Origin of the sequence: Sinorhizobium garamanticum (genome assembly GCF_029892065.1) — a bacterium.
Classification (GTDB): Bacteria; Pseudomonadota; Alphaproteobacteria; order Rhizobiales; family Rhizobiaceae; genus Sinorhizobium; species Sinorhizobium garamanticum.
On record NZ_CP120373.1, the window covers coordinates 431,929 to 458,414 of the forward strand.

25 protein-coding genes and 1 pseudogene are annotated in these 26,486 nt (G+C 61.5%); 13 read left to right on the forward strand and 13 right to left on the reverse strand.

The features are described from left to right. Positions 1-33 precede the first annotated feature (33 nt). A complete protein-coding gene (locus PZN02_RS02080) occupies positions 34-402 on the forward strand; it encodes a hypothetical protein (protein WP_280659987.1) in 369 nt (122 codons plus the stop codon). Between the two features lie 148 nt (positions 403-550). Then, positions 551-928 (forward strand): CopM family metallochaperone, encoded by a 378-nt coding sequence (gene copM / locus PZN02_RS02085; RefSeq protein ID WP_280659988.1) that lies wholly within the window; start codon positions 551-553, stop codon positions 926-928. An 88-nt stretch (positions 929-1,016) separates the two neighbouring features. Here the strand turns inward: copM and PZN02_RS02090 are convergent, their stop codons facing one another. Next, a complete protein-coding gene (locus PZN02_RS02090) occupies positions 1,017-1,661 on the reverse strand; it encodes a DNA-3-methyladenine glycosylase I (protein ID WP_280659989.1) in 645 nt (214 codons plus the stop codon). A gap of 249 nt (positions 1,662-1,910) precedes the next feature. On the opposite strand from PZN02_RS02090, the gene PZN02_RS02095 reads away from it, so the two are divergent. Continuing rightward, complete coding sequence (locus tag PZN02_RS02095) at positions 1,911-2,675, forward strand: L,D-transpeptidase (protein ID WP_280659990.1); 765 nt, start codon at positions 1,911-1,913, stop codon at positions 2,673-2,675. 190 nt (positions 2,676-2,865) lie between these two features. Next, positions 2,866-3,561 (forward strand): L,D-transpeptidase, encoded by a 696-nt coding sequence (locus PZN02_RS02100; RefSeq protein WP_280659991.1) that lies wholly within the window; start codon positions 2,866-2,868, stop codon positions 3,559-3,561. A 157-nt stretch (positions 3,562-3,718) separates the two neighbouring features. Here the strand turns inward: PZN02_RS02100 and glcF are convergent, their stop codons facing one another. The 4 genes from glcF to PZN02_RS02120 form a co-directional block, all read right to left on the reverse strand. After that, positions 3,719-5,014 carry a glycolate oxidase subunit GlcF gene (glcF, locus tag PZN02_RS02105; protein ID WP_280659992.1) on the reverse strand — a complete coding sequence of 432 codons (1,296 nt, stop codon included), beginning with the start codon at positions 5,012-5,014 and terminating at the stop codon, positions 3,719-3,721. 352 nt (positions 5,015-5,366) lie between these two features. Beyond that, on the reverse strand, positions 5,367-5,747 hold the full coding sequence (locus tag PZN02_RS02110) for a DUF4870 family protein (protein WP_280659993.1): 381 nt from the start codon (positions 5,745-5,747) through the stop codon (positions 5,367-5,369). A 138-nt stretch (positions 5,748-5,885) separates the two neighbouring features. After that, entirely contained in the window at positions 5,886-7,103 is a 1,218-nt protein-coding gene (gene glcE, locus PZN02_RS02115) for a glycolate oxidase subunit GlcE (protein WP_280659994.1), read from the reverse strand. Further along, the gene (locus tag PZN02_RS02120) at positions 7,100-8,539 is read right to left on the reverse strand and encodes an FAD-linked oxidase C-terminal domain-containing protein (protein WP_280659995.1); all 1,440 of its coding nucleotides are present in this window, start codon (positions 8,537-8,539) and stop codon (positions 7,100-7,102) included. The genes glcE and PZN02_RS02120 overlap by 4 nt, the downstream gene beginning before the upstream one ends. 291 nt (positions 8,540-8,830) lie before the next feature. On the opposite strand from PZN02_RS02120, the gene PZN02_RS02125 reads away from it, so the two are divergent. Further along, positions 8,831-9,727, forward strand: a complete 897-nt coding sequence (locus PZN02_RS02125) for a LysR family transcriptional regulator (protein WP_280659996.1) — start codon at positions 8,831-8,833, stop codon at positions 9,725-9,727. 19 nt (positions 9,728-9,746) lie between these two features. On the opposite strand, the gene PZN02_RS02130 is transcribed toward PZN02_RS02125, so the two are convergent. Further along, positions 9,747-11,021, reverse strand: coding sequence for a DUF3422 family protein (locus tag PZN02_RS02130; RefSeq protein WP_280659997.1), 1,275 nt, complete (start codon positions 11,019-11,021; stop codon positions 9,747-9,749). A 210-nt stretch (positions 11,022-11,231) separates the two neighbouring features. On the opposite strand from PZN02_RS02130, the gene PZN02_RS02135 reads away from it, so the two are divergent. The 6 genes from PZN02_RS02135 (at position 11,232) to PZN02_RS02160 (ending at position 17,943) form a co-directional block, all read left to right on the forward strand. After that, positions 11,232-12,023 (forward strand): FadR/GntR family transcriptional regulator, encoded by a 792-nt coding sequence (locus PZN02_RS02135; RefSeq protein ID WP_280659998.1) that lies wholly within the window; start codon positions 11,232-11,234, stop codon positions 12,021-12,023. Positions 12,024-12,418: 395 nt separating this feature from the next. Further along, positions 12,419-12,922 carry an NUDIX hydrolase gene (locus PZN02_RS02140; RefSeq protein WP_280659999.1) on the forward strand — a complete coding sequence of 168 codons (504 nt, stop codon included), beginning with the start codon at positions 12,419-12,421 and terminating at the stop codon, positions 12,920-12,922. Positions 12,923-13,057: 135 nt separating this feature from the next. After that, positions 13,058-14,554, forward strand: a complete 1,497-nt coding sequence (locus PZN02_RS02145; protein ID WP_280660000.1) for an inorganic phosphate transporter — start codon at positions 13,058-13,060, stop codon at positions 14,552-14,554. 11 nt (positions 14,555-14,565) lie between these two features. Then, the gene (locus PZN02_RS02150) at positions 14,566-15,303 is read left to right on the forward strand and encodes a 16S rRNA (uracil(1498)-N(3))-methyltransferase (protein WP_280660001.1); all 738 of its coding nucleotides are present in this window, start codon (positions 14,566-14,568) and stop codon (positions 15,301-15,303) included. Positions 15,304-15,651: 348 nt separating this feature from the next. Beyond that, positions 15,652-17,025 carry a glutamate--cysteine ligase gene (locus tag PZN02_RS02155; RefSeq protein ID WP_280660002.1) on the forward strand — a complete coding sequence of 458 codons (1,374 nt, stop codon included), beginning with the start codon at positions 15,652-15,654 and terminating at the stop codon, positions 17,023-17,025. 99 nt (positions 17,026-17,124) lie between these two features. Then, the gene (locus PZN02_RS02160) at positions 17,125-17,943 is read left to right on the forward strand and encodes a DUF937 domain-containing protein (RefSeq protein ID WP_280660003.1); all 819 of its coding nucleotides are present in this window, start codon (positions 17,125-17,127) and stop codon (positions 17,941-17,943) included. A gap of 352 nt (positions 17,944-18,295) precedes the next feature. Here the strand turns inward: PZN02_RS02160 and PZN02_RS02165 are convergent, their stop codons facing one another. Next, positions 18,296-18,592, reverse strand: a complete 297-nt coding sequence (locus tag PZN02_RS02165) for a DUF1127 domain-containing protein (RefSeq protein ID WP_280660004.1) — start codon at positions 18,590-18,592, stop codon at positions 18,296-18,298. A 205-nt stretch (positions 18,593-18,797) separates the two neighbouring features. Here PZN02_RS02165 and PZN02_RS02170 point away from each other — a divergent pair, with 205 nt between their 5' ends. After that, complete coding sequence (locus PZN02_RS02170; RefSeq protein WP_280660005.1) at positions 18,798-19,748, forward strand: LysR substrate-binding domain-containing protein; 951 nt, start codon at positions 18,798-18,800, stop codon at positions 19,746-19,748. 117 nt (positions 19,749-19,865) lie between these two features. Here PZN02_RS02170 and PZN02_RS02175 read toward each other — a convergent pair whose 3' ends face one another. From PZN02_RS02175 to PZN02_RS02195, 5 genes and pseudogenes are all read right to left on the reverse strand, one after another. After that, positions 19,866-20,741, reverse strand: a complete 876-nt coding sequence (locus PZN02_RS02175; RefSeq protein WP_280660006.1) for a dienelactone hydrolase family protein — start codon at positions 20,739-20,741, stop codon at positions 19,866-19,868. A gap of 163 nt (positions 20,742-20,904) precedes the next feature. Further along, positions 20,905-21,048, reverse strand: a pseudogene (locus PZN02_RS02180) (zinc-dependent alcohol dehydrogenase); the annotation flags it as partial. An 82-nt stretch (positions 21,049-21,130) separates the two neighbouring features. Next, entirely contained in the window at positions 21,131-21,547 is a 417-nt protein-coding gene (locus PZN02_RS02185; protein ID WP_280660007.1) for an MAPEG family protein, read from the reverse strand. A 60-nt stretch (positions 21,548-21,607) separates the two neighbouring features. After that, the gene (gene guaB, locus PZN02_RS02190; RefSeq protein WP_280660008.1) at positions 21,608-23,110 is read right to left on the reverse strand and encodes an IMP dehydrogenase; all 1,503 of its coding nucleotides are present in this window, start codon (positions 23,108-23,110) and stop codon (positions 21,608-21,610) included. Positions 23,111-23,299: 189 nt separating this feature from the next. Further along, positions 23,300-24,283: an MBL fold metallo-hydrolase gene (locus PZN02_RS02195; RefSeq protein ID WP_280660009.1), complete on the reverse strand. Its 984-nt coding sequence runs from the start codon at positions 24,281-24,283 to the stop codon at positions 23,300-23,302. 383 nt (positions 24,284-24,666) lie between these two features. On the opposite strand from PZN02_RS02195, the gene PZN02_RS02200 reads away from it, so the two are divergent. After that, complete coding sequence (locus PZN02_RS02200) at positions 24,667-26,073, forward strand: DHA2 family efflux MFS transporter permease subunit (protein WP_280660010.1); 1,407 nt, start codon at positions 24,667-24,669, stop codon at positions 26,071-26,073. 27 nt (positions 26,074-26,100) lie between these two features. Here the strand turns inward: PZN02_RS02200 and PZN02_RS02205 are convergent, their stop codons facing one another. Then, entirely contained in the window at positions 26,101-26,484 is a 384-nt protein-coding gene (locus tag PZN02_RS02205; RefSeq protein WP_280660011.1) for a VOC family protein, read from the reverse strand. Positions 26,485-26,486 lie beyond the last annotated feature (2 nt).

Sequence of the window (26,486 nt, forward strand, 5' to 3'; positions counted from 1 at the left end):
TCCACCCGCGCCAACTTAACCTATCTTACATGCATGCTGCGCCGCCTCGCCCTCGTACTGCTGTTCCTGTCCGCGCCCGTGGTCGGCGCCCTGCCAGCCGCGACACAGGCGCGGGATGTCGCCGCCACAGGCATGGAACATCATCATCTGGCGGCCGTTGCCGAGGAGCATCATGCTTCAGGCCATGACGAGCGTTGCGAGACGAGGGAGCGCTGCGACCTTCCAACAAAGCTGCTGCATCCCGTGCTTTGCGCGGCGTGTCTGGCAATCAGTCCCGCACAGTCCAAGGTGACGCCGCCGGTAACCCCGTCCAGCCGCCTTTCATTGCGGCACTACACGGCGCCCGACGACGTGAAGGTGAGACCGCCGGTTCCGCCTCCCAAGCCCTTCCTTTCGATCTAGGACGCCGCGGTTGTTCGAACCCGCGAGGAACGTTCCGAACGTCTGAAACATCTCTCCGCTTTTCGGTGCCTCCGCCCGGAAACGGACCAGTCCCACACATCGCGATAAGCACGCGCGAATGACGGATAGATTTCGAAAGGAAAACATCATGTCCCTGAAAACCATCGCCGCCGCCTTGATGTTGGCAGCACTTGCCACCGCCCCTTCGTTCGCACAGGAAAGCGGCCATACGCATGGCTCAAAGCAAGCGGCAGACCCTGCGGGCGACACATCGCCTTCCACCAAGGCCTTCGCCGTGGCAAACGCCAAGATGCACAAAGACATGGACATCGTCTTCACCGGCAAAACCGACCTCGACTTCGTGCGCGGCATGATCGCCCACCACCAGGGAGCGATCGACATGGCCAAGATCGAGCTGGAGCACGGCACGGATGAAGAGATCCGCAAGCTGGCGGAAAACATCATCAAGGCCCAGGAAGGCGAGATCAAGATGATGAAGGAATGGCTCGCCAAGAACGGCGGCTAACGAACGAGACCTTCTGTCCCATCAAGGCATTCTACTCTTGAACAAAGCAGGACGCCCGCGGGAGAGATTTTTCGGCCGGCGCGTCGGTTCACGCGGACCCGCGCGCCGGCCTTTTGAATTGTTGCCGCATATCCTCGATGTTCGCGCGGCAAAAACAGCCTTCGATATGGTCGTTGACGAGGCCCATGGCCTGCATGAAAGCGTAGATCGTCGTCGGTCCGACAAAGGTCCAGCCACGTTTCTTCAGGTCCTTCGAAATGCGAGTCGACGTGGCGGTCGTCGGATTAGCGATCAAGGCTTCGTAGCTCACAATCTGCGGACGCTCGCTCTCATCCGGCTCGTGGGACCAGAAATAGGAGGCAAGCGATCCGAACTCCGCGCGCAGTTCCTTGGCCCGCCGCGCGTTGTTGATGGTCGAGACGATCTTGCCGCGGTGGCGCACAATACCGGTGTCGGCGAGGCAACGCTCGATATCGGCCTCGCCGAATTCGGCAACCCGGTCGAAATCGAAACCGGCGAATGCAGCGCGAAACGCTTCGCGCTTCCGCAAGATTGTCAACCACGACAGGCCGGACTGAAAGCCTTCCAGGCAGATCTTCTCGAACAGCCGGTGATCGTCCGTGACCGGGCGGCCCCACTCCTCGTCATGGTAGCGCCGGTAGTCTTCGAGATTGCCGTGCCAGGCGCAACGATCACGTCCATCATCTCCGGTAATCAAGCCTTTCGCGGCCATTGTCTCTTTCTCGCTTCAGTTGCTCTTTTGTTCTGTTTACCACTCTGAAACCACTTTCATAAAGTGGCCGATAACCCTACCCGGAGCTTTATCCACCCGCCGGCCTTTTAATGAACGGCCGTTTACCTTTCGGTGGCAACGCGGTGCCACGATCAGGCCATTGTCAAGCGCTCCTGGCCCGCAAAGGTGCCTTTTCCGCCCATGGAGCCCTTCTTTGAAAATTTTGGCGTAATGTAGCGAGTCCGCCCCATGATGAAGAAATCCCTTTTTCTTGCCCTATCCCTCCTGTGTGTCGTTGCCGCTGAGGCCGGAGCGCGCGACCGGTATCACAATCGTCCGCCGGTCATCGTCAGCCCGGACCTGACGGCCCCTTGGTTGATGCAGCTTGGGGTGACGCGGCTCGGCGGCCAACAGGCGCGTCCGGTCGCTTACCGTCCGCAGATGCCGGCGGCCACCCGGAAACAGTTCGAAAGACGCCAGGTAAACCGCAGGTCCGGGCCGGCACTGGTTCAGCCGGTTGCGGCAGTGCGCGCGCAAAAGCCGGTAAAGACGAAGCTCGATCCGCAGTTCCTGCCGCAAACCGTGGCCTATGACGGTCCGGAAAAACCCGGCACGATCGTGATCGACACCAACAATCGTTTTCTCTATCTCGTCACCGGCAAAGGTGAGGCCCGTCGCTATGGCGTGGGTGTCGGCAAGCCGGGCTTCGAATGGGCCGGCGCGCACCGGATTACGCGGAAGGCAGAGTGGCCGAGCTGGACGCCGCCACAGGAAATGATCGCGCGGGAAGCTGCGAAGGGACACTATCTGCCGGCCCGCATGGACGGCGGCCCGGCAAATCCGCTCGGCGCCCGGGCCATGTATCTCGGCTCGACGCTCTACCGCATTCACGGCACCAACGCGCCCTGGACGATCGGCTACGGCGTTTCGTCCGGCTGCATCCGCATGCGCAACGAGGATGTCGTCGATCTCTATGAACGGGTGAATGTCGGCACCAAGGTTATCGTGATATAAATGCGCTTGTGCGCTGAATAACCCGCGCGCGGTTTGCGTTTGCACTGGGGAACAGTGGTGCAAACGCAACAGCTGTTCCGATAGATACAAGTTACGCCATCGGCTGTGCTCTATCTGATATGGCGCAGGCTTGACCTTGCAGGTAATTTACCGAACCTGCACGCGATCAAGGGTTGAGAGGGAATCATTAATGAAATTTCATGCCAAGAAGGTGGTGGCGTTCGCTGCCGCGGCGACGGTGCTGTTTGCCGTGACAAATGCATCGGCGTTCACGCCGGCGAACGCACCGGAGCCCGCCGCCAAGCGTTCCGACGTTCTGTTGGTCGCCCATCAAAAGCGGCCGCCGCAAAAATATTGGCGCACCAAGGTCCGTTTCCGGACGAATGAGGCTCCCGGTACCATTATCGTCGATACGAACAACAAGTATCTCTATTACATCGACGGCCCGAACCGCGCGACGCGCTACGGCATCGGCGTCGGCCGCGAAGGCTTCGGCTGGTCCGGCGTCGTCAAGGTCGGCCGCAAGGCCGAGTGGCCAGCCTGGACGCCGCCGGCGGAAATGCGCGTGCGCGAACGGGCGAAGGGCCGCATCCTGCCGATCACCCAGGAAGGCGGCATCGACAATCCGCTCGGCGCTCGCGCCCTTTATCTCTACAAGGGTGGCCGCGACACCATCTTCCGCATCCACGGAACGAACCAGCCCTGGACCATTGGCCAGAACATGTCGTCGGGATGCATCCGGATGATGAACGAGGATGTCGAGCACCTTTACGATCGTGCCGGCATCGGTACGAAAGTAATCGTCATCGGGCCTGGCAGCAAACCCGGCGATGTCCACTATGATGACCGCGGCGTCGACATTTTCCGCCAGATCTTCGGCGGCTGATGGGATAGGCGGGTAGTTTGCCCCCTCTCCCCAGCCCTCTCCCCGCACGCGGGGAGAGGGGGTTTTGAGCGGACGCCGCAAGTCCCCTTCGCCCCGCCTGCGGGGAGAAGGTGGCCGGCAGGCTGGATGAGGGGCAGACGCGATCACTCTTCAGGCTTCACAACCCCGCGGGCTTCGGCCCTCCATAGGCCCAATCCAGCAGTTCGACGGTATGCACGATCGGAAGCGTCGTCCCGGTCGCGATCTGGGTGATGCAACCGATATTGCCCGTCGCAATCACGTCCGGTTTCGTCGCTTCGATGTTTCGGACTTTGCGCGCCTTGAGTTTCGCCGATATCTCCGACTGCAGGATGTTGTAGGTGCCGGCCGATCCGCAGCAAAGATGACCCTCCGCCGGCTCGCGAACTGTGAAACCCGCTCGTTTCAAGAGCTCCTTCGGCACTGTCGTAATCTTCTGGCCATGCTGCATCGAGCAGGCGGAATGATAGGCAACCGTCATCCCCCGCGCCTCCCGCTGCGGCAGTTCGAGCCCAGCCAGGTATTCGGTGACGTCTTTTGCCAATGCGGACACTTTCGCGGCCTTTTCCGCATATCCCGGATCCAGCCTCAGCATATGGCCGTAATCCTTGATCGTGGTGCCGCAGCCTGAGGCGGTAATGATGATCGCGTCGAGACCGTCTTCTTCGGCTGCCTTCAGCCAGATATCGACGTTACGGCGCGCAGCCTTGAGCGCCTGCTCCTCCCGTCCCATGTGGTGGACCAGCGCGCCGCAGCAGCCCTCGCCGGCGGAGACGACAACCTCGATCCCCTGTCCGGTCAGCAGCCGGATCGCCGCTTCGTTGATCTCGGGCTTCAAGACCGGCTGCGCACAGCCGGTCAGGATCGCGACCCGGCCGCGGCGCTCGCCCTTCGTCGCGTAAGTGGCGGGCCTTGTCCCTGCAGACACTGGCGGCACCGCCTTCGGAGCAAGGTCGAGCATGACACCAAAGGTCTTCAGCCACGCGATCCGCTTCGCCAGCCCCGCCAACGGGCGGGCAACGCCGGCCGCGCGCAACGCGAAGCGGAACCGTCTGGGATAGGGTAGCACCGCGGCGAGAACGGAGCGCGCGAAGCGATCCTTCAACGGTCTTTTGTAGGTCTTCTCGATGTGGATGCGGGCATGGTCGACCAGATGCATGTAGTCGACGCCCGACGGACAGGTGGTGAGACAGGAAAGACAGGAAAGACAGCGGTCGATATGCGTAACGGTTTCCCGGTCCGCCGCCCGGCCGTTTTCGAGCATGTCCTTGATCAGGTAGATCCGCCCGCGGGGACTGTCGAGTTCGTCGCCGAGGACAACGTAGGTGGGACAGGTGGCCGTGCAGAAACCGCAGTGAACGCATCTGTGCAGGATCTTTTCGGATTCGGCGACATGCGGATCGGCGAGTTGCGCGGGTGAGAAATTGGTCTGCAACCGAATACTCCAATTGGCAGGCCTTGCGAGCCTACTGCATGTTTCCTTAAATCGTAGCCGATTTAAGGACAAAACGTGCAGCAATTCAAAGTGCTACAGCGTCCTTTTGCGCGTCTGATAAGACGCGCGGCGCTGTAGGCCGCGACGATTCGGATCGGACCGATCCATGGCCGTCGAACCATTCCTATAACCTACTGCATGTTTCCTTAAATCGTACTCGATTTAAGGATAAAAACATGCAGCAATTCAAAGTGCTACAGCGTCCCTTGCGCGTCGGATAAGACGCGCGGCGCTGTAGGGCGGAATGCAGGCGAAGACATCAGCGCGCCGCATTTCGCCCTGGGTTCCCAAGCTAGACCAGCCAGCTCTCGGGATTGGTGATCGGCTCCTCCCGGGCCGCCCTCTGGAGACCGATTACGCATCTGACGACAATCCACACCGCCGTGACGACAAAGCCTAGAACGCCAATGATCATAACAGTGAGCAGCGCCGAAACGATGCAGAAAAGCAAGGCGATCCAGAAGGTACGGATCGCCCATATATAATGGGTCCTTGCCCATGGCTCCGCCTTGTCGCGGTTGAGATAGGCGAGCACGATCCCGATGAGCGCGGTGATACCGATGACAAATGCGATCAGGTAGAGCACGTAGATGATCTGAATATTGACCTTGCCCGGCTCCAGCCAGCGATCGGTCTGGCGGGAAAGCGGTGTCCGTGGACCGGTATCGCTCATCGAGTTCCCCCTTGGCATGTTTCGAACGGATCGCGGTGGCGCCTACAGCGCCACGCATCTAATCAGACGCGCAAAGATCGCTGTAGAGCTTTGAGTTTCTGCGTGATTTTGTCCTCAAATCGATTCCGATTTAAGGAATCATGCAGTAGGCCTTGCTGCCATCCGCCCCGGATTGAAAATCCGCGCTGGATCGAACCGAGCGCGGATGCGCTCCGTCAGTTGCGCGACGGCCGGTGCCTGCGGTTCGAAGGCCGGAACGCCGGCCCGCACGTCGTCGCCAGCCCTCACGAGGCTTGCGTGGCCCCCACCGAGCGCGCCGACATAGCGACGCACGAGTGCCGCCTCGGCATCCGCCTCCATCCGCAGCCAGACGAGCCCGCCCTGCCAATCATAAAAAGCATCGACACCTGTTTGAAGACGCAGCGCAGCGATGAGCTGGTGCCCAGCGGACGGCGCGACCGAAACCCGCCACAATGGCCGCCTCGTACCATCGGCGTAGGGTTTCACGTCGCGAATTTCCGCCCACAATAGATGCGTCGCCTCGGCGTCGAGGCGTGAGACCGGCCCGAAGCGGGAAAGCGCCGCGGTGAGTTTCTCAGCACGCAGGTCGACGGAATCTGCCAAGCCTTCCAGCCTCAGCACGGTTGCGGCGCCGTCGGGAAGTGCGCCATCCAGGAATCGTCCGCGCACACTCTCTGGCAGATGCGCCGCGCCCGAAGCTTCCACCGGCTGCGCCATCGTCTCGGCCATGACCGCGGCAGCTTCCGCGTCGTTGAGGCCCGAAACGACCACCGTCGCGGCCGCCGGCGGAACGGGCAGCACCTTGAAGGTGACTTCCGTCAGGATCCCGAGCGTGCCGTAGGAGCCCGCCATGAGCTTGACGAGGTCGAGCCCGGTGACGTTCTTCATGACCCGGCCGCCGGCCTTGATCATCTCGCCGGCGCCATTGACGAAGCGCACGCCGAGCAGGCTGTCGCGCGCGGCACCGGCGACGTAGCGCCGCGGTCCAGAAACATTCGCCGCGAACACCCCACCGATCGTCGGTTCGCCCGACGTGGCGAAGATCGGCCTATGATCCATCGGTTCGAAGGAAAGCATCTGGCCTTTGGCTCGAAGCGCGGCTTCCACCTCGGCAAGCGGCGTTCCGGCGAGTGCGCTCATGGTCATTTCTGCCGGATTGTAAGTGACGATGCCGGAGAGGCGACGCGTCGAGAGCGTCCGGTCGGCCCGCACCGGATTGCCGAGGCCCGCGCGCGTGCCACCGCCGACGATTGCCAGAGTGACGCGCTCTGCTGCAGCGGAGCGCACCACGGAGGCGATCCCCTCCTCGCTGGCCGGCTCGAAATGGACGATCATGCTGCCGGCCGCCCTTCGAGCGGAAAGACTTTCGACGGATTGAGAATCCACTCGGGATCGAAGGCCGCGCGCGCGGCCATCTGCTGGTTGAGATCGGTCCGGCTGTACTGGTGCAACATCAGATCGCGCTTCTCTATGCCGACGCCATGTTCGCCCGTCAGGCAGCCGCCGGCATCGACGCAGAGCTTGAGGATATCGTTGCCGGCCGCTTCGGCTCGCGCCGCATCCTCCGGATCGTTTATGTTGTAGAGGATGAGCGGATGCATGTTGCCGTCGCCGGCATGGAAGACATTCGCCACCCGCAGGCCATAGCCGGCGACGATCTCGCCGGTCTTGCGCAACACATACGAAAGCTGGCTTAGCGGCACGGTACCATCCATGCAGATATAGTCCGCAATTCGGCCCGTTGCGCCAAAAGCCGATTTCCGCCCCTTCCAGATCAGCGCCGCCTCCAACGCGGATTGGCTCTCCCGGATCGTGGTGACGCCATGGCGGCGGGCGACCTCGACGATGCGTTGAAGCATCGCGTCCATCTCCGCCTCGGATCCCTCGACCTCGACGATCAGCAAAGCCTCGACGTCGAGCGGATAACCGGCATGCGCGAAGGCTTCGCAAATCTCGATCGCCGGCTTGTCCATGAATTCGATCGCAACTGGAATGATGCCCGCTCCGATGACATCGGCGACGCAGGCACCGGCCGCCTCGGACGAGGCGAAGCCGAAGAGCACCGGCCGCGCACCTTCCGGTTTGGCGATCAATCGCACCGTTGCTTCCGTGACGATGCCGAGCTGGCCTTCCGAACCGCAGACGAGCCCAAGCAGATCGTATCCGGCCGCGTCCAGGGCCTTGCCGCCGAGTTCGACCACGGTGCCGTCGAAAAGCACCATCTTCACGCCCAAGAGGTTATTGGTGGTGACTCCGTATTTCAGGCAATGGGCGCCGCCGGAGTTCATGCCGATATTGCCGCCGATGGTGCAGGCAAGCTGCGAGCTCGGGTCGGGCGCATAGAAGAAGCCATCGGCGGAGACCGCCTCGGAGATATTGAGGTTGGTGACGCCCGCCTGAACCGTGGCCGTTCTGTTGAAGAGGTCGATGTCGAGGATGCGCGACATTTTCGAAAGACCGATGACGACGGCATCCTCCTGCGGGATGGCGCCGCCCGAGAGCGACGTGCCGGCGCCGCGCGGCACGACGGGAACGCCGTAGCGGCTGCAATATTTGAGCACGGCAGCCACCTGTTCGGTCGTTTCCGGCAGAGCGACGGCAAGGGGCAACCGCCGATAGGCGAGGAACGCATCGGTCTCGAAGGGCTTCAGCTCTCGCTCCTTGCTGATCAGGCAGCCCTCGGGCAAGAGGTCCTTGAGATCGGCAACAATTTCCTGCCGGCGATCCAGAACGGCTTGTTTCGGTTTTAGAAACCCGATCATCTCCGGCATAGGATCCTCCCAAACAAACCGCAACCAAGTGGTATTTTTTGTTTACCACCAGCGCACCACGCGTTCAAATGCACGTGTAAAGCAATACGAATCTAGAGCATCTCATTCGCTTTGTGAAAGCGGAATGCACTACAGCGCAGCGCGTCTTATCATACGCGCAAAGGACGCTGTAGCACTTTGAATTGCTGCATGTTTTTCTTAAACCGGCGACGATTTAAGGAAACTTGCAGTAGGATCGGCACGCGGCAAATGCTAGTGACCTTTTCGTTTTGGCAATAATGGTCAAGATTGATGACAAATCTCGGCGATCTCGAGATCTTTGCGCGGGTCGTCTCATCCGGCAGCATGTCGGCCGCAGGACGCCTCCTCAGCCTGTCTCCCGCGGTGATCTCCAAGCGCGTCAAGCGGCTGGAGGATAGACTCGGCACGCGGCTTCTCCAGCGCACCACGCGGCAAATTTCGCTGACGGAGGCCGGACAGGGCTTTTACGACCGCGTCCTCGGCATCCTCGCCGGTATCGAGGATGCGGAAGCCTACGCATCCGGCCGCTCGTCGCAGGCGCAGGGCACGCTGAGGATCAGCGCGCCAACGTCCTTCGGGCGCATGCACATCGCACCACATCTGACCGGCTTCATGAAGGATCATCCGGACCTGAAACTCCACATTGTTCTCAGCGACGATTTCGCCGACATTGTCGCTGATGGCTTCGATCTTGCCGTCCGGATCGGCGAACTCACCGATTCGAGCCTCGTCGCGCGCAAGCTTGCGCCTGTCCGCCGCCTCCTCTGCGCCGCGCCGAGCTATGTCGCCCGCCACGGTCTCCCGCGTGAGATCGACGATCTCGCGAACCATGTATGCCTACCGGCCCACAACAACGACAACTGGAAGCTGGAAGGTCCCGGCGGCAGCCTGACCTATCGCCCGGAGGGACCTCTCGTCACCAACTCATCGGAGATCATCCGCGAGGCGGTGATCGCCGGGGCCGGCATCGCCCTGCGCTCGACGTGGGACGTCGGCAAGGAACTGCGCGCCGGACAGTTGGTCCAGGTGCTGCCGCAATGGGAAGGTTCCCGCAACCTGGCGCTCTCGGCCGTTTATCCAAGCCGTCAATTCCTGCCGGCCAAGGTCCGTCTCTTTATCGATTATCTTGCGGCACTTTACGGGCCGGTGCCCTATTGGGAGCAATAGCCGCGCGGCGACCCGAATGTTATTTCTGCACGCTCTCTTCGTGGTGGCGACGGATGCGCCGGACGACGAGCCAGACGCCTATGACGGCAAAAGGGACCGCAAGGCCGGTCAAAAGGTTGGGATCGACCGGCAGTTCGTAGCTCACGGCCTTGGCGAGATAGCCGAACAGCCCGACGACATAATAGGAAATGGCGGCAACCGACAGGCCTTCGACGGTCTGTTGGAGGCGCAACTGCAGCTTGGCCCGACGGTCCATCGAATTCAGCAGGGCGCTGTTCTGCTTTTCCAGCTCAACATCGATCCAGCTTCTGAGAAGCGCCGTGGCGCGCGCGAGCTTGCGCGAGAGGTTCGCCTGGCGCTCCTCGACCGACTGGCAGGTTCGCATCGCCGGCGCCAACCGGCGTTCGAGAAACGTGCCGATCGTCTCGTAGCCGGGCACGGCCGTCTCGGACAGCGTGCGGATGCGCTCCTGCACGATACCGTAATAGGCGCGGCTGGCACCGAAACGATAGAGGCTGAGGGCGGCACCGGCCTCGACGTCGGCGGCAAGCCGGGTGATTTCGGAGAGCATATCGTCGGCCTCTTCGCGGACGTTTTCCTTCATCCGCTGGGTAACCCCGGTCAGGCCGTCCTCCGTCCGGCGGATTTCAGGCGACAGCGATTGCGCCAGCGGCAAGCCGAGCATGGCGAGGGTGCGATAGGTTTCGATATCGAGCAGGCGCTGCACGAGCGCGCCCGTGCCCGCCTCCGTCAGACCACGGTCAATGACGAGAATCTGCGTCAGCCCGTCGCCGTTCTGGCGAAAATCCGTCACCAGTACGGCCTGGCCGTTCTTGGTTTCGCTGCAGCAGAGGCTGGTCGGGTCGAAGACCTTGATCGCCTCACGCGTCTCCGGCGCGTCCGGCCGGATTTCGAGCCGAATACCGGAAATCAATGTGCCCGGCGGCGAAAACCCGTCACCGAACGGGTGGATGGGCACCTCGCCGCCGAAATGGTCGGGCGCCGGGGCGTCAAAGAAATAGGTGGAGAATTCCGTGTGGCGTTCCCAGCGCAACGTGCCTTTCCCCCAAGGAAGGGCATGGTGATTGGCATCACGGCCGGGCGGCGCGATGCCGCGTGAGCGCGACAGCTCGGACAATACTGCGTGGTCGACGATCGCGCCGCCGTCAGTCATGAAGGCAAGCTGAAAGATGACACGAGGCGTCGTCACCAGTGCATAGGGCCGCGAGTGAACCTCACCGAGAACCTGCGCTCGCAGCGGCGCGGACGGAAATGCGAAACTGCCCTTTGCCATGAAGCGCTTCATCCCCCTCACGCGTTCATCACCACCTTCTTATCAACCAGTCGGGCAAATTGAACAGGACGCATTGACGCAGTTTGACTTTTGTCAGTCCCGACCGTGACAAAGTGGACAATCAATTTGACCACTTTTCCCAGCCTGCTAGATTGCAGCCGGCATGGAGGAGAAGGCGGGAAGCGTCTTGCTCCATCAGGAGAAATTGCCGTGACTGAAGACCAGCTCGACCTCTATGCGCGCATCAGCCACAGCCGCACGGCGGACGAGGTCGTGCAGCAGATCGAGCTTCTGATCCTCGAAGGCGTTTTGCGCGACGGTGACCGGTTGCCGGGCGAGCGGGAACTGTCGAAGCGTTTCGACGTATCGAGACCGATCCTGCGCGAAGCCCTCAAGGAGCTGGAGGCACGTGGACTCTTGGAAAGCCGGCATGGCGGCGGCACATTCGTCGCCGACGTGGTCGGCCAGATCTTCTCGAAACCGCTGATCGAGCTCATCGGGCGCCACCACAAGGCGACGCAGGACTACCTGGAATACCGGCGGGAACTCGAGGGCCTGACGGCGGGGCTGGCGGCAAGCCGCGCCACCGATTTCGACCGCGACATCCTCACGCGCGTCATCGAGCGGATGCGGGCGGCCCACCGCAACGGCGATTTCGACGAGGAGCTCGCGGCCGACATTGAGCTGCACAACGCGATTGGCGAGAGTGCGCACAACATCATCCTGCTGCATACGCTGCGCGCCTGCTACCGGCTTCTGACCCAAGGGATATTCTTCCACCGCACTTCGGTGTTCGGCGCTCCCGGCGCGCGCGACCGGCTTCTCGCGCAGCACGAGGCAATCTACGACGCCATCATGGCCCGCGACCCGGAGGCCGCCAAGATTGCGGCGCAAAGCCATATCGATTTCGTCGCCGCTGCGGCATACGAAGCAGAGCGCACGGGCGAATGGGCGCGCATCGCCCGGCTGCGGCTTCAGCAGCGGGACCGCGCCCGATCCTAGAGCATCCCGCTTTCAAGTGGCATCACTGAAAGCGGATAGGAGCGTCCTTTGTGCGTTCATTTGAACGTGCGGCGCTCTACTGCATGAGTCCTCAAATCGGAGTCGATTTAAGGACAAAATCATGCAGCAATTCAAAGTTCTACAGCGACCTTTGCGCGTCTGATTAGACGCGCGGCGCTGTAGGCCTGTCATCAGAATTTCATGGAAACGCATTCGCCGGGAACGGGACCGGGGCCTTTGCGTTATGTATAGTCGCAACGAGTGATGACGTGTCGGAACTTCGCCGTCATCTCGCCGGTTATGGGGTGTACAAACGTCATTTACAGGCAAGCTGGACGAGTCATACTTGCGAAACTGCTAATGCCTGTTGATTCGCATAAGGAGTATTGATCCCCTTGAACTTTTTGAACCGGTTAGCTGCTGATGTGCATCTGATGCTGCGTCGCCCGGCGCGCATGCAATATGCTGCGCTCTGCTACCGGATCCGCAAGAAGACGGGTGCGCTGGAGATCCTCCTGATCACCAGCCGCGATACCGGCCGCTGGGTCATTCCCAAGGGCTGGCCGATGCAAGGCAAGCGGGCCCATGAGGTCGCGGAACGCGAGGCCTATGAAGAGGCCGGAGTGAAAGGCAAGGCGCAGAGGGCCGCAATCGGCGCCTATGTCTACCAGAAGCGCATGAACCACGGGCTCAAGATCTCCTGCAAGGTCCAGGTGCACGCGCTCGAATTCGATGACTTCTGCAAGAACTTCCCCGAAAAGGGCACGCGGCGCCTTGAATGGGTCGACTACAAGGAAGCGGCAAGCCGTGTTGCCGAACCCTCGCTGAAGAGCCTCATACTGGCGTTCGGCGAACGGATGGCGGCGCCTACATCCCTTCCCAAGAGCGCAAACGGCTGACGCAGGACGTCGGCGGACGGCATCGGCCGTACTTGAAAAACCGGCCATCGGCCATTGCGGCCGTTCTCCCTTCAATTCCGCTTGAACGCGCTCGCCCGTACCGCTACTGGCGATTATGACAATGGAGATCGACCCGTGCCGCGTCCGCGCCTGGAAAAGCTGACCCTGGACAAGGACCTCGACAAGCTCAGTCTTGCCGAGGAAGCGTCACATCACGTGAGGCGCAGGTTGGCGGCCCCCGGCCTGGCGCTGCTCTTCCTCCTTCTCAGCATGGCGTTCGCGGCAATCTATGTGGTCGGCTCGTCGGGTGCCGCCATCGTCGTCGCGGCAGCGGCGATGGCCGGCTACATGGCCATGAACATCGGCGCCAACGACGTGACGAACAACGTCGGCGCCGCCGTCGGCGCAAAGGCGATGACGATGGCGACGGCCTTGGCGATCGCCGCCGTCTTCGAAATCGCCGGTGCTTTGATCGCGGGGCGGAAGGTCACGCTTACGATCGAGGCGGGCATCGTCGACGGCGGGCTCGTCGATCCTCACACGCTCGTGTGGGTGATGATGTCCGCGCTGATCTCGTCCGCAGCCTGGATCAACATCGCCACCTATTCGCGCGCGCCGGTATCTACCACCCACTCGATCATCGGCGGCATCGCCGGCGCCGGCATGACCGCCGCCGGTCTTTCCAGTGTCAAATGGTGGGCGCTCGCCGGCATTACGGCAAGCTGGTCGATATCGCCGCTGCTTGGCGGCGCCATCGCAGCGATTTTCCTGGCCTTCCTCAAGGAATTCATCATCTATCGCGAGGACAAGATCGAGGCCGCGCGACGCTGGATGCCGATCGTCCTGGGTGTGACGGCGGGCGCCTTCACCGCCTACGTGGCGGTTTTCGCGCTCGTTCATGTGGCCGTCATTTCGCTTTCGACCTGTCTTCTGATCGGCCTGTTCATGGGCATCGTCTGCTATGTGTCGAGCAAGCCGTGGATCCACCGCCAGTCGGAGGGTCTCGACAACCGCAATCAGTCGCTGCGCAAGCTGTTCCGCATGCCGTTGATATTTTCAGCGGCGCTGCTTTCCTTTGCGCACGGTGCCAATGACGTTTCCAACGCGATTGGTCCGCTGTCCGCGATCGTGTCCGCTGTCGATGGCGCCGTATCAACCGAAAGCGCGAGGGCGCCCTTTTGGGTGCTGCTGATCGGCGCGCTCGGTATCTCGCTCGGCCTGCTGCTCTACGGGCCGCTTCTGATCCGGGTCGTCGGCGAAGACATCACCCGTCTCAATCCCATGCGCGCCTTCTGCGTTGCGCTTGCCACAGCAGTCACCGTGTTGCTTGCATCCGCACTCGGCCTGCCGATCAGTTCTACGCACACGGCGGTCGGCGCGGTCTTCGGCGTCGGCTTCTTCCGCGAGTGGTACACGCGCCGCTCCAGGCGCCGGCTCGAGTACGTTCGACGAAAGACGGGGCAGGAAGATTTCATGGGCGCGGCGGAAGCCAACTTCGCCGAGGTGCGTCGACGCCGGCTGGTGCGCCGCTCCCATTTCCTGACCATCATTGCGGCCTGGGTCATCACCGTGCCGGCGTCCGCCCTGCTCTCCGCATTCGTCTATCTCATCCTTTCCGGCTTTTTCCTCTGAAGGTGACCGAATTGCGTGCCAATTTCCGTATGCAGCGCCTGTTCTTGGAAAGCCCGCTTCATGCCGGTTCGATACACGAGGCCAGCAAGGAACAGTACAACTACCTCGTCAATGTGTTGCGCTTCGACGAAGGCGCGTCGCTGCTAGTCTTCAATGGTCGCGACGGCGAATGGCGGGCGGAGCTTTCGCTGCCGTCCAAGAAGCGTCTCCTGCTTACCGCGGTCGAACAGACGCGTCCGCAGCCCGCTCCTTGCGACCTCGTCTATCTCTTCGCGCCGCTCAAAGTCGGCCGGCTCGACTATCTGGTCCAGAAGGCCGTCGAAATGGGGGCCGGCCGACTGCAGCCGGTGATGACGCAGCACGTTCAAGGCAAGATCGGCAGCCTCGACCGGGTGCGTGCGAATGTGATCGAAGCGGCCGAACAATGCGGCGTGCTTGGCATTCCTCCGGTCGACACCCCGAGAAAACTCGAAGATCTTCTTCAGACCTGGCCGCGTGATCGCCGCATCGTCTACTGCGACGAAGGCAACGAAAGCCAGAATCCGCTGCCGATCCTGCAAGCAATTACCGAGCGCAAGCTCGCCCTGCTGATCGGCCCCGAAGGCGGCTTTTCCGAAGCCGAGCGGACGCTGCTGCGCAGCCTCGACTTCGTGACGGCGATCCCGCTCGGACCGCGGATCCTGCGGGCGGATACGGCGGCCGTCGCGGCAATGGCCGTCATCCAGGCGGCGGTCGGCGACTGGCGATGATCCGTCGCCCTCTCGCACGCTCTCTACAGCGCCGCGTGTCCAATCAGACGCGCAAAGGACGCTGTAGCACTTTGAATTTGCTGCATGTTTTCACCCTTAAATCGACTACGATTTAAGAAAGCATGCAGTAGCGCCGCGCGTCCAACCAGATGCGCAAAGCACGCTGTAGCTCTTTGAATTGCTGCATGATTTGCCCTTAAGTCGACTCCGATTTAAGGAATCCCGCAGCACGGAGTTTTTTTGAGGAGATCTTGAAAGAAATTCACTTGCGCCGCACGTAATTACGGTTCAAGCACCCATCATTGCCCCTGCTGCCCGGCGGGCGCCGCTCAAACAAAGAAGACGCATATGGCCCGAGATACCACCGACCAGACGCCGGTTACCTCTGTCGCTGAACTGACCGCCTACCTGGAGTCCGGATCGAAGCCGAAGGAGAAGTTTCGGATCGGTACGGAGCACGAGAAATTCGCCTTCTTCAAGGCGGACAACAGTCCCGTGCCCTATTTCGGCGAAGCCAGCATTCAGGCGCTTCTGAACGGGATGGCCGAGAAAAGCGGCTGGGAAGCGATCCTCGACGAGGGCAACATCATCGGACTCGCCGAGCATTCTGGCAATGGCGCCATTTCTCTGGAACCTGGCGGGCAGTTCGAGCTCTCCGGCGCGCCGCTCGAGAACCTGCATCAGACCTGCAAGGAATCCAACCAGCACCTGGCCGTTCTTCGGGAAATTGCCGAACCACTCGGCATTCGCTTCCTCGGCATCGGCGGCAGTCCGAAATGGACATTTGCCGAGACGCCGCGCATGCCGAAATCGCGATATGGCATCATGACGCGCTACATGCCGAAGGTCGGTACCAAGGGCCTCGACATGATGTATCGCACCTGCACCATCCAGGTGAATCTCGACTTCTCCTCCGAGGAGGACATGCGGCGCAAGATGCAGGTATCGATGAAACTGCAGCCACTCGCGACTGCCCTTTTCGCAAGCTCTCCCTTCACCGACGGCAAGCCCAACGGCCTGCTTTCCTGGCGGGGCGACATCTGGCGCGATACCGATAATCAGCGCGCCGGTCTGCTGCCAGCTGCCTTCAGGCCGGAATTCGGCTTTGCCGATTATGTCGAATGGGCGCTCGACGTACCGATGTATTTCGTCGTACGCGATGGGCACTACCATGACTGTACCCACGTGACGTTCCGGCAATTCATGGCCGGTGCGCTCAAGGGCGAGATCGCCGAATGGCAGCCCAATATGGGCGACTGGGCAAATCACCTCTCGACGCTCTTCCCCGATGTCCGGCTGAAGCGCTTCCTCGAGATGCGCGGCGCCGATGGCGGCCCCTGGCGCCGGATCTGCGCGCTGCCGGCCTTCTGGGTCGGCCTGCTCTATGATGACGAGGCGCTTGCCGCGGCCGAGGGACTGACCCGTAGCTGGAGCTACGAGAACGTTCAGGCGTTGCGCGATGCCGTGCCCGCCCAGGCGCTTTCCGCGAAGCTCGGCACGACCTCCCTCTTCGACATCGCGCGTGAAGTTCTGGCGATTTCGCGCGCTGGCCTGAAGCGGCGCAATCGACTGAACGGCGATGGAGTAGACGAAAGCCAGTTCCTGGCGCCACTCGACGAAGTGCTGGCGAAGAAGGCGACACTCGCCGAAGACCTGCTGGCGCTTTATAACGGCCGCTGGAACGGTTCTGTCGAGCCGGTATTCGCCGAATACCAGTATTGAGCGCGCCGAGGCATTCGCTCGCTTAAAAAGGCGGTTTGCAGTCCCCCATTTCCCGTTATAGTGCGGTGAGATGCGTCGTTCGGCTGGGAAGGAACTGGGATGGCACCGCTTTTTGACATGTTCGCGCAGGCGCAGAACGGCAAGGCCATCGAGATGATGGCGAAGCAATACGGCCTCGCCCAGGAACAAATGATGAAGGCGACGGCGGCGCTTCTGCCCGCTTTCTCAACGGCCTTCAAGCGCAACACCGCCAATCCTTATGATTTCGGTGCGCTGCTGGGCGCGCTTTCAACCGGCAATTATGCAAAATATTTCGAGGACATGAGCCAAGCCTTCACGCCGCAGGGCATGGCCGACGGCAACGGCGTCCTCGGTCAGTTGTTCGGCTCCAAGGAGATGTCGCGCGCGATTGCCGCACAAGCCGCACAGATGACCGGCATCGGCCAGGAGATTTACAAGCAGATGCTGCCGGTGATGGCGAGCACCCTGATGGGCGGCCTCTTCAAACAAACGACCGGCGCGTCCGGAGATGCCTTCGCCAACAATCCCATGATGGTGATGATGCAGCAATGGATGGAGGCAACGGGGCTGGCCAAAAAACCCGATCCCGCCCCGACCGCCTTCGACAATCCCTTCATTCAGGCGATGCAGGGATTCTTCGGTACGGCAAAGACGGAAGGCAAGCCGAAGACGCCGGACATCTTCGCCGACAATCCTTTCTTCAAGGCGTTTCAGGACATGATGCAAAGAGGTGCGAGCACACCCGAAAAAACACCCGCGGAAAACCCGGCCTTTGCGCAGTTTTCCGAGATGATGAACACGATGTTCGACAGCGGGCTCGAGATGCAGAAGGAATATCAGAAGAACATCGACGCCCTGTTCGAGAGCTACAAGAAAAGTTCCGGCGACAAGACATAGATCATTTCACCGCTTCATTGAAACAGCGAAATAAGCTCTGAAACGACGCAATCCCGGACGGAACACCGTTACACACTTTTCCTGGAATTGCTTGAAGGCACATTGCATTCAAACGGATTCATCTGACGCCTTCGACAGCGCCCTTGCAGAACCGCGCGTAAAAAAGCCCGGTGCATGTCTTGGTCATGCACCGGGCAAGCGGCAGGGTCTATTGGCTCATACCCTGCGGGGAACGTTTCGGTGCGGGTCGGCGCACCGTGAACCGGATTTCGACGGCATGATCCGCAAAGGCGGCAACCGATCGCGGATCATGCCGTATGGCGCATCCAAGGCGGAGGGATGCGCCAAGGGGTTAATCGTGGCGTACCCCCCGGTAGAAGAGGTTCGCCCGGTTTCGGGAGGCGCGCGTCAGATAGCTGCCCGGATTGTCGAAGAACGAGGAGGTCAAAGCCTCGTGCAGGTCTTCGCGTTTCAATCCCATGTCGAGCAACTGCCGGTCGTCAAGATCTTGCAGACGTGCGATCTGGCGGCGGTTGCGGAACAGGCGCCAGACAGTCGTCAGCACGCCGGTCACGCCTGCCGTGCGGGATGCAAGCGGCTGCTTTCCTGCAACGAGGTCGAGATCGAAGGCGTGTTGGGTCGTGCGCATGGCGGTACTCCTTTTTCAGGCACGAAGAAGCCCACTCCCTGCGGGGAGGTCATACGCAGGGGCAGGCAGTAAAGTTTCGGAGTCAGCGACGAATTTCGCGGACAGGACTGATGTGATTTGCACGCTATTAGTCGCAAATGCTTATTGATCAGTCCAACGAATGTTTTTAATGATATTCATCAAACAATCTTATGGGTATACGGCCATGTCAGCACCGCTCGATATCGACCAGTTGCAAACCTTCGTTGCCATTGCAGATACGGGTAGCTTCACCAAGGCTGCCGATCGTGTGTTCAAGACGCAATCGGCTGTGTCGATGCAGATGCGGCGCCTGGAAGAGCGCATCGGCAAGGCGCTTTTCATGAAGGACGGGCGCGGCAACCGGCTGACCGTCGAAGGCGATAGACTCCTGAATTTCGCGCGCCGGATGATCCGCCTCAACAACGAGGCGATTGCCTCCTTCGACGACAACCGGCTCGAAGGCACACTCAGGATCGGCACGCCGGACGACTATGCCGATCGCTACATGCCGGAGATCATCGTCCGTTTCGCCAAGACCCACCCGAACGTCGAGCTCTACATCGTCTGCGAGCCCTCGGTCGACCTCGCCGAAAAAATGGCAAAGGGCGATCTCGACATCGCGCTCGTCACCCACAATCCCAGGGCGCGGGCCTCCGACGTGGTGCGGACGGAGCCGCTTTGCTGGGTGAGTTCGATCAACCACCCGCTGCCGGAAAACGCGCCGATCCCGCTTGCTGTCGGCCGCCGCGACTGTCAGTGGCGGCAGGCCGCCTGCGCGGCGCTTGACGCGACGGGCAAGGAATATCAGATCCTGTTCACGAGTTGGTCGTCGACCGTCGTCGCCGCGGCCGTGCTCGCCGGCATGGCGGTTTCGGTGCTGCCGGAATCGGCGCTGCGGCCCGGCATGAAGGTGCTGACACTGGCCGATGGCTTCCCGGCGCTGGCTCCGGTTCAGATCGGCATCATGAAGCGCCCCGGCCTGTCGCCGTCACTCTCCAACGCGATCACCAACCACATCACCGCCTGCCTCGACAACATCACGCCGATCACGGTCAACGATGACCTCGACGGCGATTTGAAGAGCTATCCGCGTTATCCGCGCCTCAGGCAGAGCCATATGCTGCCCGGGTGGTAAGAGCCACGCGTTTTTCGTCAAAGCGAAGGCCGCGCATCCGGAGGGAGGCATGGCCTTCTCGATTGATGCCGGAGCCGAAGCTGGCCCGTTCAACCTGCCCGGCAGCCCATTCGGTTGTCAGGCGAGTTTTGCCTTCAGGAACTCGACCGTACGGCTCCAGGCGAGATCGGCTGCGGCCTTGTCGTAGCGGGCTGCCGACGTGTCATTGTTGAAGGCGTGGTTGACGCCGTCGTAAACATAGATCGTGAAGTCCTTGCCGCTGGCGGTCAGCGCCTTGCGATAGTCTTCGATGCCGGCATTGATGCGCTCGTCGAGCCCGGCATAATGCATTAGCATTGCGGCCTTGATCTTCGGAACATCCTCGGCCTTCGGTTGGGCACCATAGTAGGCGACCCCGGCCTTAAGGTCGGGTGAGCTTACGGCGAGGCGGTTGACGAGCCCGCCGCCCCAGCAAAAGCCGATGGCACCGACATTGCCAGTGCTTCCTTCGTGGCCCTTGAGGAAGGTGACAGTCGCAACCGCGTTTTCGTTGGTTGCGCCGGCATCAAGCGCACTGATCATCTCACGGGCCTTGTCTTCGTCGCTCGGCGTTCCTCCGTCGGGAGAAAGGAAATCGGGCGCAAGGGCGACAAAACCCTCCAGCGCCATACGGCGCGCGACGTCGCGAATATGCGGGTTGAGACCGCGGTTTTCGTGGATGACAATCACCGCCGGCAGCTTGCCGGAGGCATCGGCAGGCCTGACGAGGTACCCCTTCATGTCGCCGTCGGCGCCCGGATAGGTAATGTCCTCGCCCTTGATGCGCTGATCGGTGTCGGCAATCATCTCCGCCTTGGCACTATTTGCCGCCAGCATCGGAGCAATCGCCGCAGCGGCCGCGGCGGAACCGGCCAGCGCTGTCAGCGTCTCCATGAAACGGCGGCGGTCCAGTGTCAGATGCGTATATTCGTCATAGGCATCGATCATCGCTTGGGTGATGACGGGTTCGTTCATAGCGCCCTCCTTCGGCTATCCTCTCCGTAGGCGGTATCGGAAGGAAAGCCGCCCGCCGACAAGATAGGTCAACCGGCGCGCGCATGGCGTACAAAACTACGTTACCGGCAGCACTGGATCGGGCGAAGCGGGGCGAGAACCCCGCCCCGTCCCATTTCACTGCCTAGCCGTTGAGATCGAGGACGATGCGACCGTCGATCCTGCCCTCCTCCATGCGCTCGAAGATGGCGTTCATGTTCTCGAGCTTGTCCCAGGAAAAGTGGGCCGCGACCTTGCCCTCGCCCGCAAATTCCAGCGCCTCGTCCAGAGCGCTCGGTCACGCATCAAGGAGGGGTCGTTCGGTGGAGAAATCGTCTCAGATCTGAAACAGTCGTGCCGGCAAACAGCGATCAGCTGGTCGCCATCCAGATGCAGAGCCAGCCCCACATGGCGAGCAGTGTCACGAAACTGGTGATGAACAGCGGGCGGCGATAACGGAGCCGGTTGCTGGTGACGTGAACGCCGGCATGGACGTAGCGCAGAGCGACGAAGAGCCAGGCGAGACCGAGGGAGACAAGGTTGTCGGCTTCGGTGATGTAGAGCAGCACGCAGCAGACATGGAAGAGCACCGGCAACTCGAATTGGTTGGCGATGCTGTTGCGGACGACAAGGCTCTCGGCCGGCTCGTGGCGGTTTTCGCGGAACTGCGACGCCTCGACCTTGCCCGTTCGAACAAGCGAAGCGCGACGTGCCGAGAGCAGCGCATAGAGCGCGAAAACCAGCGCAGCATGCGCGACCATTGGCCAGAAGATCTCGAAGCCTGTCATCGGTGTTCCGCGTCAAAGTATCGGGTGGAGCGGGACGCCGGACGGCGTCCCGTGGAGATGTCAGACGGCGCCCGGATAGTTCGGGCTCTCACGAGTGATCGTCACGTCGTGCGCATGGCTCTCGCGAAGGCCGGCACCAGAGATGCGCACGAAGGTCGCGCGGTCCTGATACTCCTTGATCGTCGCGCCACCGACATAGCCCATGGAGGCCTTGAGGCCGCCGGCGAGTTGATGCAACACGCCCGCTACCGGCCCCTTGTAAGGGACCTGACCCTCGATGCCTTCTGGCACGAGCTTCAGTGTATCTCGCACCTCGGCCTGGAAGTAGCGATCGGCCGAACCGCGCGCCATGGCGCCGACGGACCCCATGCCGCGATAGGCCTTGAACGAGCGACCTTGATAGAGGAAAACCTCACCCGGGCTCTCGTCGGTGCCGGCCAGCAGCGAGCCGATCATTACAGCGGAGGCGCCGGCCGCGATGGACTTGGCGAGATCGCCGGAAAATTTGATGCCGCCGTCGGCGATCACCGGGATCCCGGACGCCTGCGCGGCGTCGACGGCCGCCATGATCGCCGCAAGTTGCGGCACGCCGACGCCAGCGACGATGCGCGTCGTGCAGATGGAGCCGGGGCCGATTCCAACCTTGACGGCATCTGCACCGGCATCGATCAGCGCCTTGGTGCCGTCAGCCGTCGCGACATTGCCTGCCATGATGCGCACGGAATTCGTCAGCTTCTTGATCCGGCCGACGGCATCGAGCACGCGCTGTGAATGACCGTGCGCAGTGTCGACGACGATCAGGTCGACGCCGGCGTCGATCAGCCGCTCGGCACGCTCGAAGCCGTCGTCACCGACGCTGACGGCGGCGGCGGCGCGAAGCCGGCCCTGCGCGTCCTTCGACGCGTTGGGATTGAGCTGCGACTTCTCGATGTCCTTGACCGTAATCAGACCGACGCAGCGGCCGTCCGGATCCACCACCAGGAGCTTCTCGATCCGGTGCTTATGAAGGAGACGCTTGGCTTCCTGCTGGTCGACGTTTTCCTTGACCGTGATCAGGTTTTCCCGGGTCATCAGTTCGTAGATCTTCTGGCCCGGATCGGAGGCGAAGCGGACGTCGCGATTGGTGAGGATGCCGACGAGGCGCCCCTGCTTCTGCCCACCAGCGCCGCCGTTTTCAACGACCGGGATACCGGAAATGCCATGCACCTTCATCAGGCTCAGCGCGTCTGCGAGCGTCGCATCCGGACCGATGGTGACCGGGTTGACGACCATGCCGCTCTCGAACTTCTTGACCTGGCGAACCTCTTCGGCCTGTTCGGCCGGGGTCAGGTTGCGGTGAATGACACCAATGCCGCCGGCCTGCGCCATAGCGATCGCCAGCCGGCCTTCGGTGACCGTATCCATTGCGGAAGACAGGATCGGGAGGTTGAGGTCGATATCCTGTGCGATGCGGGTCGAGATGTTGGTCTGGCCCGGCATGACCTCGGAATGTCCCGGCTGAAGCAGAACGTCGTCGAAGGTCAAAGCCTCCAGACCGGTTGCCGTTTCGATGATACGCGCCATGGCCAGTTCCTCTTCAATAAACGAAAATCCCCGGGGACGGTCAGCGATTTGTCCACCGGGTGACTTCAAAGCTTGTCTTGGAAGTTGGCGAGGGCTCGTAACACGGATATGTCGGAATGGGAATAGTCAAGGCCCGGAAATCTCCCGGGCCCTGGAAATTCTTGTTGCAGGGCAACATTTCTCCGCTGCTCAGATATCGAACTGATAGGTCGCCGGCACGAAGCGGTAGCCGAGATCATTCCGTTCGACGAAACCGACCGCTGGGAACGGCATGTGATAGCCGATAAAGGGCAGGCGATCGGTGGCGATCATGTCGAAGACCTTGCGGCGCGCAGCGGTTGCAGCGGCCTTGTCCATGTCGAAACGAACTTCCCAATCGGGCCGCTGCAGCGACAGGACATAATGATTGGCCGTGTCCGCCGTCAGCATCAGCGCCTCGTTGTCGGAATCAAGCCGGAACACCACGTGCCCCGGAGAATGGCCGAAGGCCGCGAGCGCCGTTATGCCCGGCACAACTTCGGCACCATCGGCGATGAAAGTGGTCTTTTCCGCGAGTGGAACGACCTTTTCGAGCACGGCCTTGTGGCCATTTTCAGCAGGCGTGCCGACGCGTGCCTCGTCCTTCCAGAAATCGTACTCGACCTGCCCGGTGACGTAGCGCGCATTCGGAAAGGTCGGCTTTCCGGCTGTCATGAGGCCACCGATATGGTCGCCATGCATGTGGGTGATCACTACCACCGAGACCTGGTCGGGCGTGTAGCCGGCGGCTTTCAGCCCATCGACGAGCTTACCCGTTCCCATTTGCCGGCCGGCCTCACCAAAGCCGGTATCGAAAAGCACGATATCGGTTCCGGTATCGACCAGCGCCGGTGAGAACCCGTTGACGAAGCCGTCGGCGGGCAGGAAATTCTCCGTGAGCAGGGTTGAAACCGCATCAGCCGGCTGATTGAGCCCGTAGGTCTCGTGTGGGTTCCCCGACATGCGCGTGCCATCGCTGATCACCGTGATCTTGGCGGTGCCGAGTTTGAGCGTCTTGAAAGCCGTGCCGTTCGTCATGACCGGTGGCTCCGTCGCGTCTTGAGCCCTGGCGAACTCCGTCAACAAGGTCGGAGCCGCGAGAGCGCCCGCTGCTCCCGTTCCGAACAGCGTTCGGCGCGTCAGTGAAAACGTCATCGTCGTCCCTCCATCCTACAACTATGCCCGTTGCCACGACGTGCGTGACAGGCAGGAAGTAGGGTCCCGATGAAAATGGACAGACGGGTTCACAGGCTTTTGATCTGCAATCGCTGGTTTGGTTTGCGCTTCGACGGCATTCGTGTTTTTAGACGCCTGCTGCATGTTTCCCTAAATCGTAGCCGATTTAAGGACAAAAACATGCAGCAACTCAAAAGTGCTACGGCGTCCTTTGCGCGTCTCATAAGACGCGCGGCGCTGTAGGGTCGCGGTTGCGCTTTGACCGACCATAATTTCCTGAATTCGATTCAACTTCCGGGAATTATGCTATAGGCCGTCATTGTCGCGCCACGCCCGTGCCACTCACGCCAGGGCCTTTCCGCATGAATCGTGTCGTCCCGTTGATCCTTGCCATAGCTTTGTTCATGGAGCAGATGGATTCCACGGTTATTTCGACTTCACTGCCGGCAATCGCCCACGACATCGGTGTTGGCCCAATCACCCTGAAACTGGCGCTGACGTCCTACATGGTGGCGCTCGCGATCTTCATACCGTTGAGCGGCTGGATGGCCGACCGCTTCGGCGCCAAGCGCATTTTTCGCACGGCGATTCTCGTCTTCATCGTCGGCTCGGTGCTCTGCGCCATCTCGAACAGCCTCATCGCCTTCGTCCTGTCACGCTTCCTGCAGGGTATGGGCGGCGCAATGATGACGCCGGTCGCTCGCCTCGTTCTCGTCCGAGGCGCGCCGCGCAGTGAGCTCGTCTCGGCCATGGCGTTGCTGACTATCCCGGCACTCGTCGGACCGCTTGCCGGCCCACCGCTCGGCGGCTTCATCACCACCTATTTTTCCTGGCACTGGATCTTCCTGATCAACGTCCCAGTCGGCATCGCCGGCTACGTGCTTTCCGGTATCTACCTGCCCGAGATGGAGCGGCGAAACCCGCCGCCGGTCGACATTCTGGGCTTCCTGCTTGGCGGCATCGCCGCCTCGGGCATCGTCTTCGGCCTGTCGGTCATCAGCCTGCCGGCGCTGCCGACGGCGATCGGCTTTGCATCCGTTTCGGCCGGTATCGCCGCCACGTTCCTCTATATTGTCCACGCTCGCCGGCATCCCGCACCGGTGCTCGATCTGAAGCTGTTTAGGGACAGCGCCTTCCGCGCGGCCACGATTGGCGGCACGATCTTCCGCATCTCGGTCGGCGCGATCCCCTTCCTGATGCCGCTGATGCTGCAGATCGGCTTCGGTCTCAATCCATTCCAGTCGGGCCTCATCACCTTCGTCGGCGCGGTCGGCGCCATCACCACCAAATTTCTAGCGCGCCGCGTTCTCGCCTTTGCCGGCTTCCGCACCACGCTGATCGTTGCGGCCGTCGTCGGCGCCCTGATGACCTTCGCCAACGGCTTCTTCACGCCCGCGACACCCTATTTGGTGATGATGTCCATCCTGCTGATTGCCGGCTTCGCCCGGTCGTTCTTCTTCACCAGCGTCAACGCTCTTTCCTTCGCCGATATCGACGATGCGGATGCCAGCAAGGCAACCTCGATGAGCGCAGTGCTGCAGCAGATCAGCCTCGCGCTTGGCGTTGCCGTCGCCGGCGCGATTCTTGAAGTGGAAACGGCGATCAGCGGCGACCCGCTGGGTCTGGAAGACTTCCACATCGCCTTCATGATCATCGCCGGCGCGAATCTGCTGGGAGCGATCCCCTTCCTGACGATGGCGAAGAATGCCGGGGCTTCCGTTTCCGGCCACCGCCTGCAGATGCGCGAAGCCGAAACGACGGCCAAATAGGGAAGGCTCGATAGCGACAGCGCCGCTTTATTCCGGCCGCTCGCAGACGGCCGACAGCTTGTTGCCGTCCGGATCGCGGACGTAAGCGGCATAGAAATTCGGATGGAACGGCCTTAAGCCGGGTGCGCCCTCGTCCGTGCCGCCATTGGCGAGTGCGGCGGCGTAGAAGGCATCGACGGCAGCGCGGTTTTCCGCCTGGAGCGCGACCATCGAACCGTTGCCGATCGTTGCCGCCTTGCCGTTGAACGGCGTCACCACCCAGAGGCGGCAGCGGACATCGCTTTCGGCGCCGTAGCCGATCTCGACTTCGTCCTGCTTCCGGCGCTCAAGACCGAGTGTCGCGAGCGTCTTGTCGTAAAAGGCGCCTGCGCGGTCGAGGTCGTTCGTGCCGAGCGTCACGTAAAGCAGCATGT

Coding starts and splice junctions, on each gene's coding strand:
- PZN02_RS02205 (WP_280660011.1), bottom strand. CDS start 26,484: ATGCTGCTTTACGTGACGCTCGGCACGAACGACCTCGACCGCGCAGGC.
- PZN02_RS02130 (WP_280659997.1), bottom strand. CDS start 11,021: ATGGCAAAGGGCAGTTTCGCATTTCCGTCCGCGCCGCTGCGAGCGCAG.
- PZN02_RS02200 (WP_280660010.1), top strand. CDS start 24,667: ATGAATCGTGTCGTCCCGTTGATCCTTGCCATAGCTTTGTTCATGGAG.
- PZN02_RS02120 (WP_280659995.1), bottom strand. CDS start 8,539: ATGCCGGAGATGATCGGGTTTCTAAAACCGAAACAAGCCGTTCTGGAT.
- PZN02_RS02125 (WP_280659996.1), top strand. CDS start 8,831: ATGACAAATCTCGGCGATCTCGAGATCTTTGCGCGGGTCGTCTCATCC.
- PZN02_RS02080 (WP_280659987.1), top strand. CDS start 34: ATGCTGCGCCGCCTCGCCCTCGTACTGCTGTTCCTGTCCGCGCCCGTG.
- copM (WP_280659988.1), top strand. CDS start 551: ATGTCCCTGAAAACCATCGCCGCCGCCTTGATGTTGGCAGCACTTGCC.
- glcE (WP_280659994.1), bottom strand. CDS start 7,103: ATGATCGTCCATTTCGAGCCGGCCAGCGAGGAGGGGATCGCCTCCGTG.
- PZN02_RS02160 (WP_280660003.1), top strand. CDS start 17,125: ATGGCACCGCTTTTTGACATGTTCGCGCAGGCGCAGAACGGCAAGGCC.
- PZN02_RS02185 (WP_280660007.1), bottom strand. CDS start 21,547: ATGACAGGCTTCGAGATCTTCTGGCCAATGGTCGCGCATGCTGCGCTG.
- PZN02_RS02195 (WP_280660009.1), bottom strand. CDS start 24,283: ATGACGTTTTCACTGACGCGCCGAACGCTGTTCGGAACGGGAGCAGCG.
- PZN02_RS02165 (WP_280660004.1), bottom strand. CDS start 18,592: ATGCGCACGACCCAACACGCCTTCGATCTCGACCTCGTTGCAGGAAAG.
- PZN02_RS02090 (WP_280659989.1), bottom strand. CDS start 1,661: ATGGCCGCGAAAGGCTTGATTACCGGAGATGATGGACGTGATCGTTGC.
- guaB (WP_280660008.1), bottom strand. CDS start 23,110: ATGGCGCGTATCATCGAAACGGCAACCGGTCTGGAGGCTTTGACCTTC.
- PZN02_RS02155 (WP_280660002.1), top strand. CDS start 15,652: ATGGCCCGAGATACCACCGACCAGACGCCGGTTACCTCTGTCGCTGAA.
- PZN02_RS02110 (WP_280659993.1), bottom strand. CDS start 5,747: ATGAGCGATACCGGTCCACGGACACCGCTTTCCCGCCAGACCGATCGC.
- PZN02_RS02100 (WP_280659991.1), top strand. CDS start 2,866: ATGAAATTTCATGCCAAGAAGGTGGTGGCGTTCGCTGCCGCGGCGACG.
- PZN02_RS02175 (WP_280660006.1), bottom strand. CDS start 20,741: ATGAACGAACCCGTCATCACCCAAGCGATGATCGATGCCTATGACGAA.
- PZN02_RS02170 (WP_280660005.1), top strand. CDS start 18,798: ATGTCAGCACCGCTCGATATCGACCAGTTGCAAACCTTCGTTGCCATT.
- PZN02_RS02095 (WP_280659990.1), top strand. CDS start 1,911: ATGATGAAGAAATCCCTTTTTCTTGCCCTATCCCTCCTGTGTGTCGTT.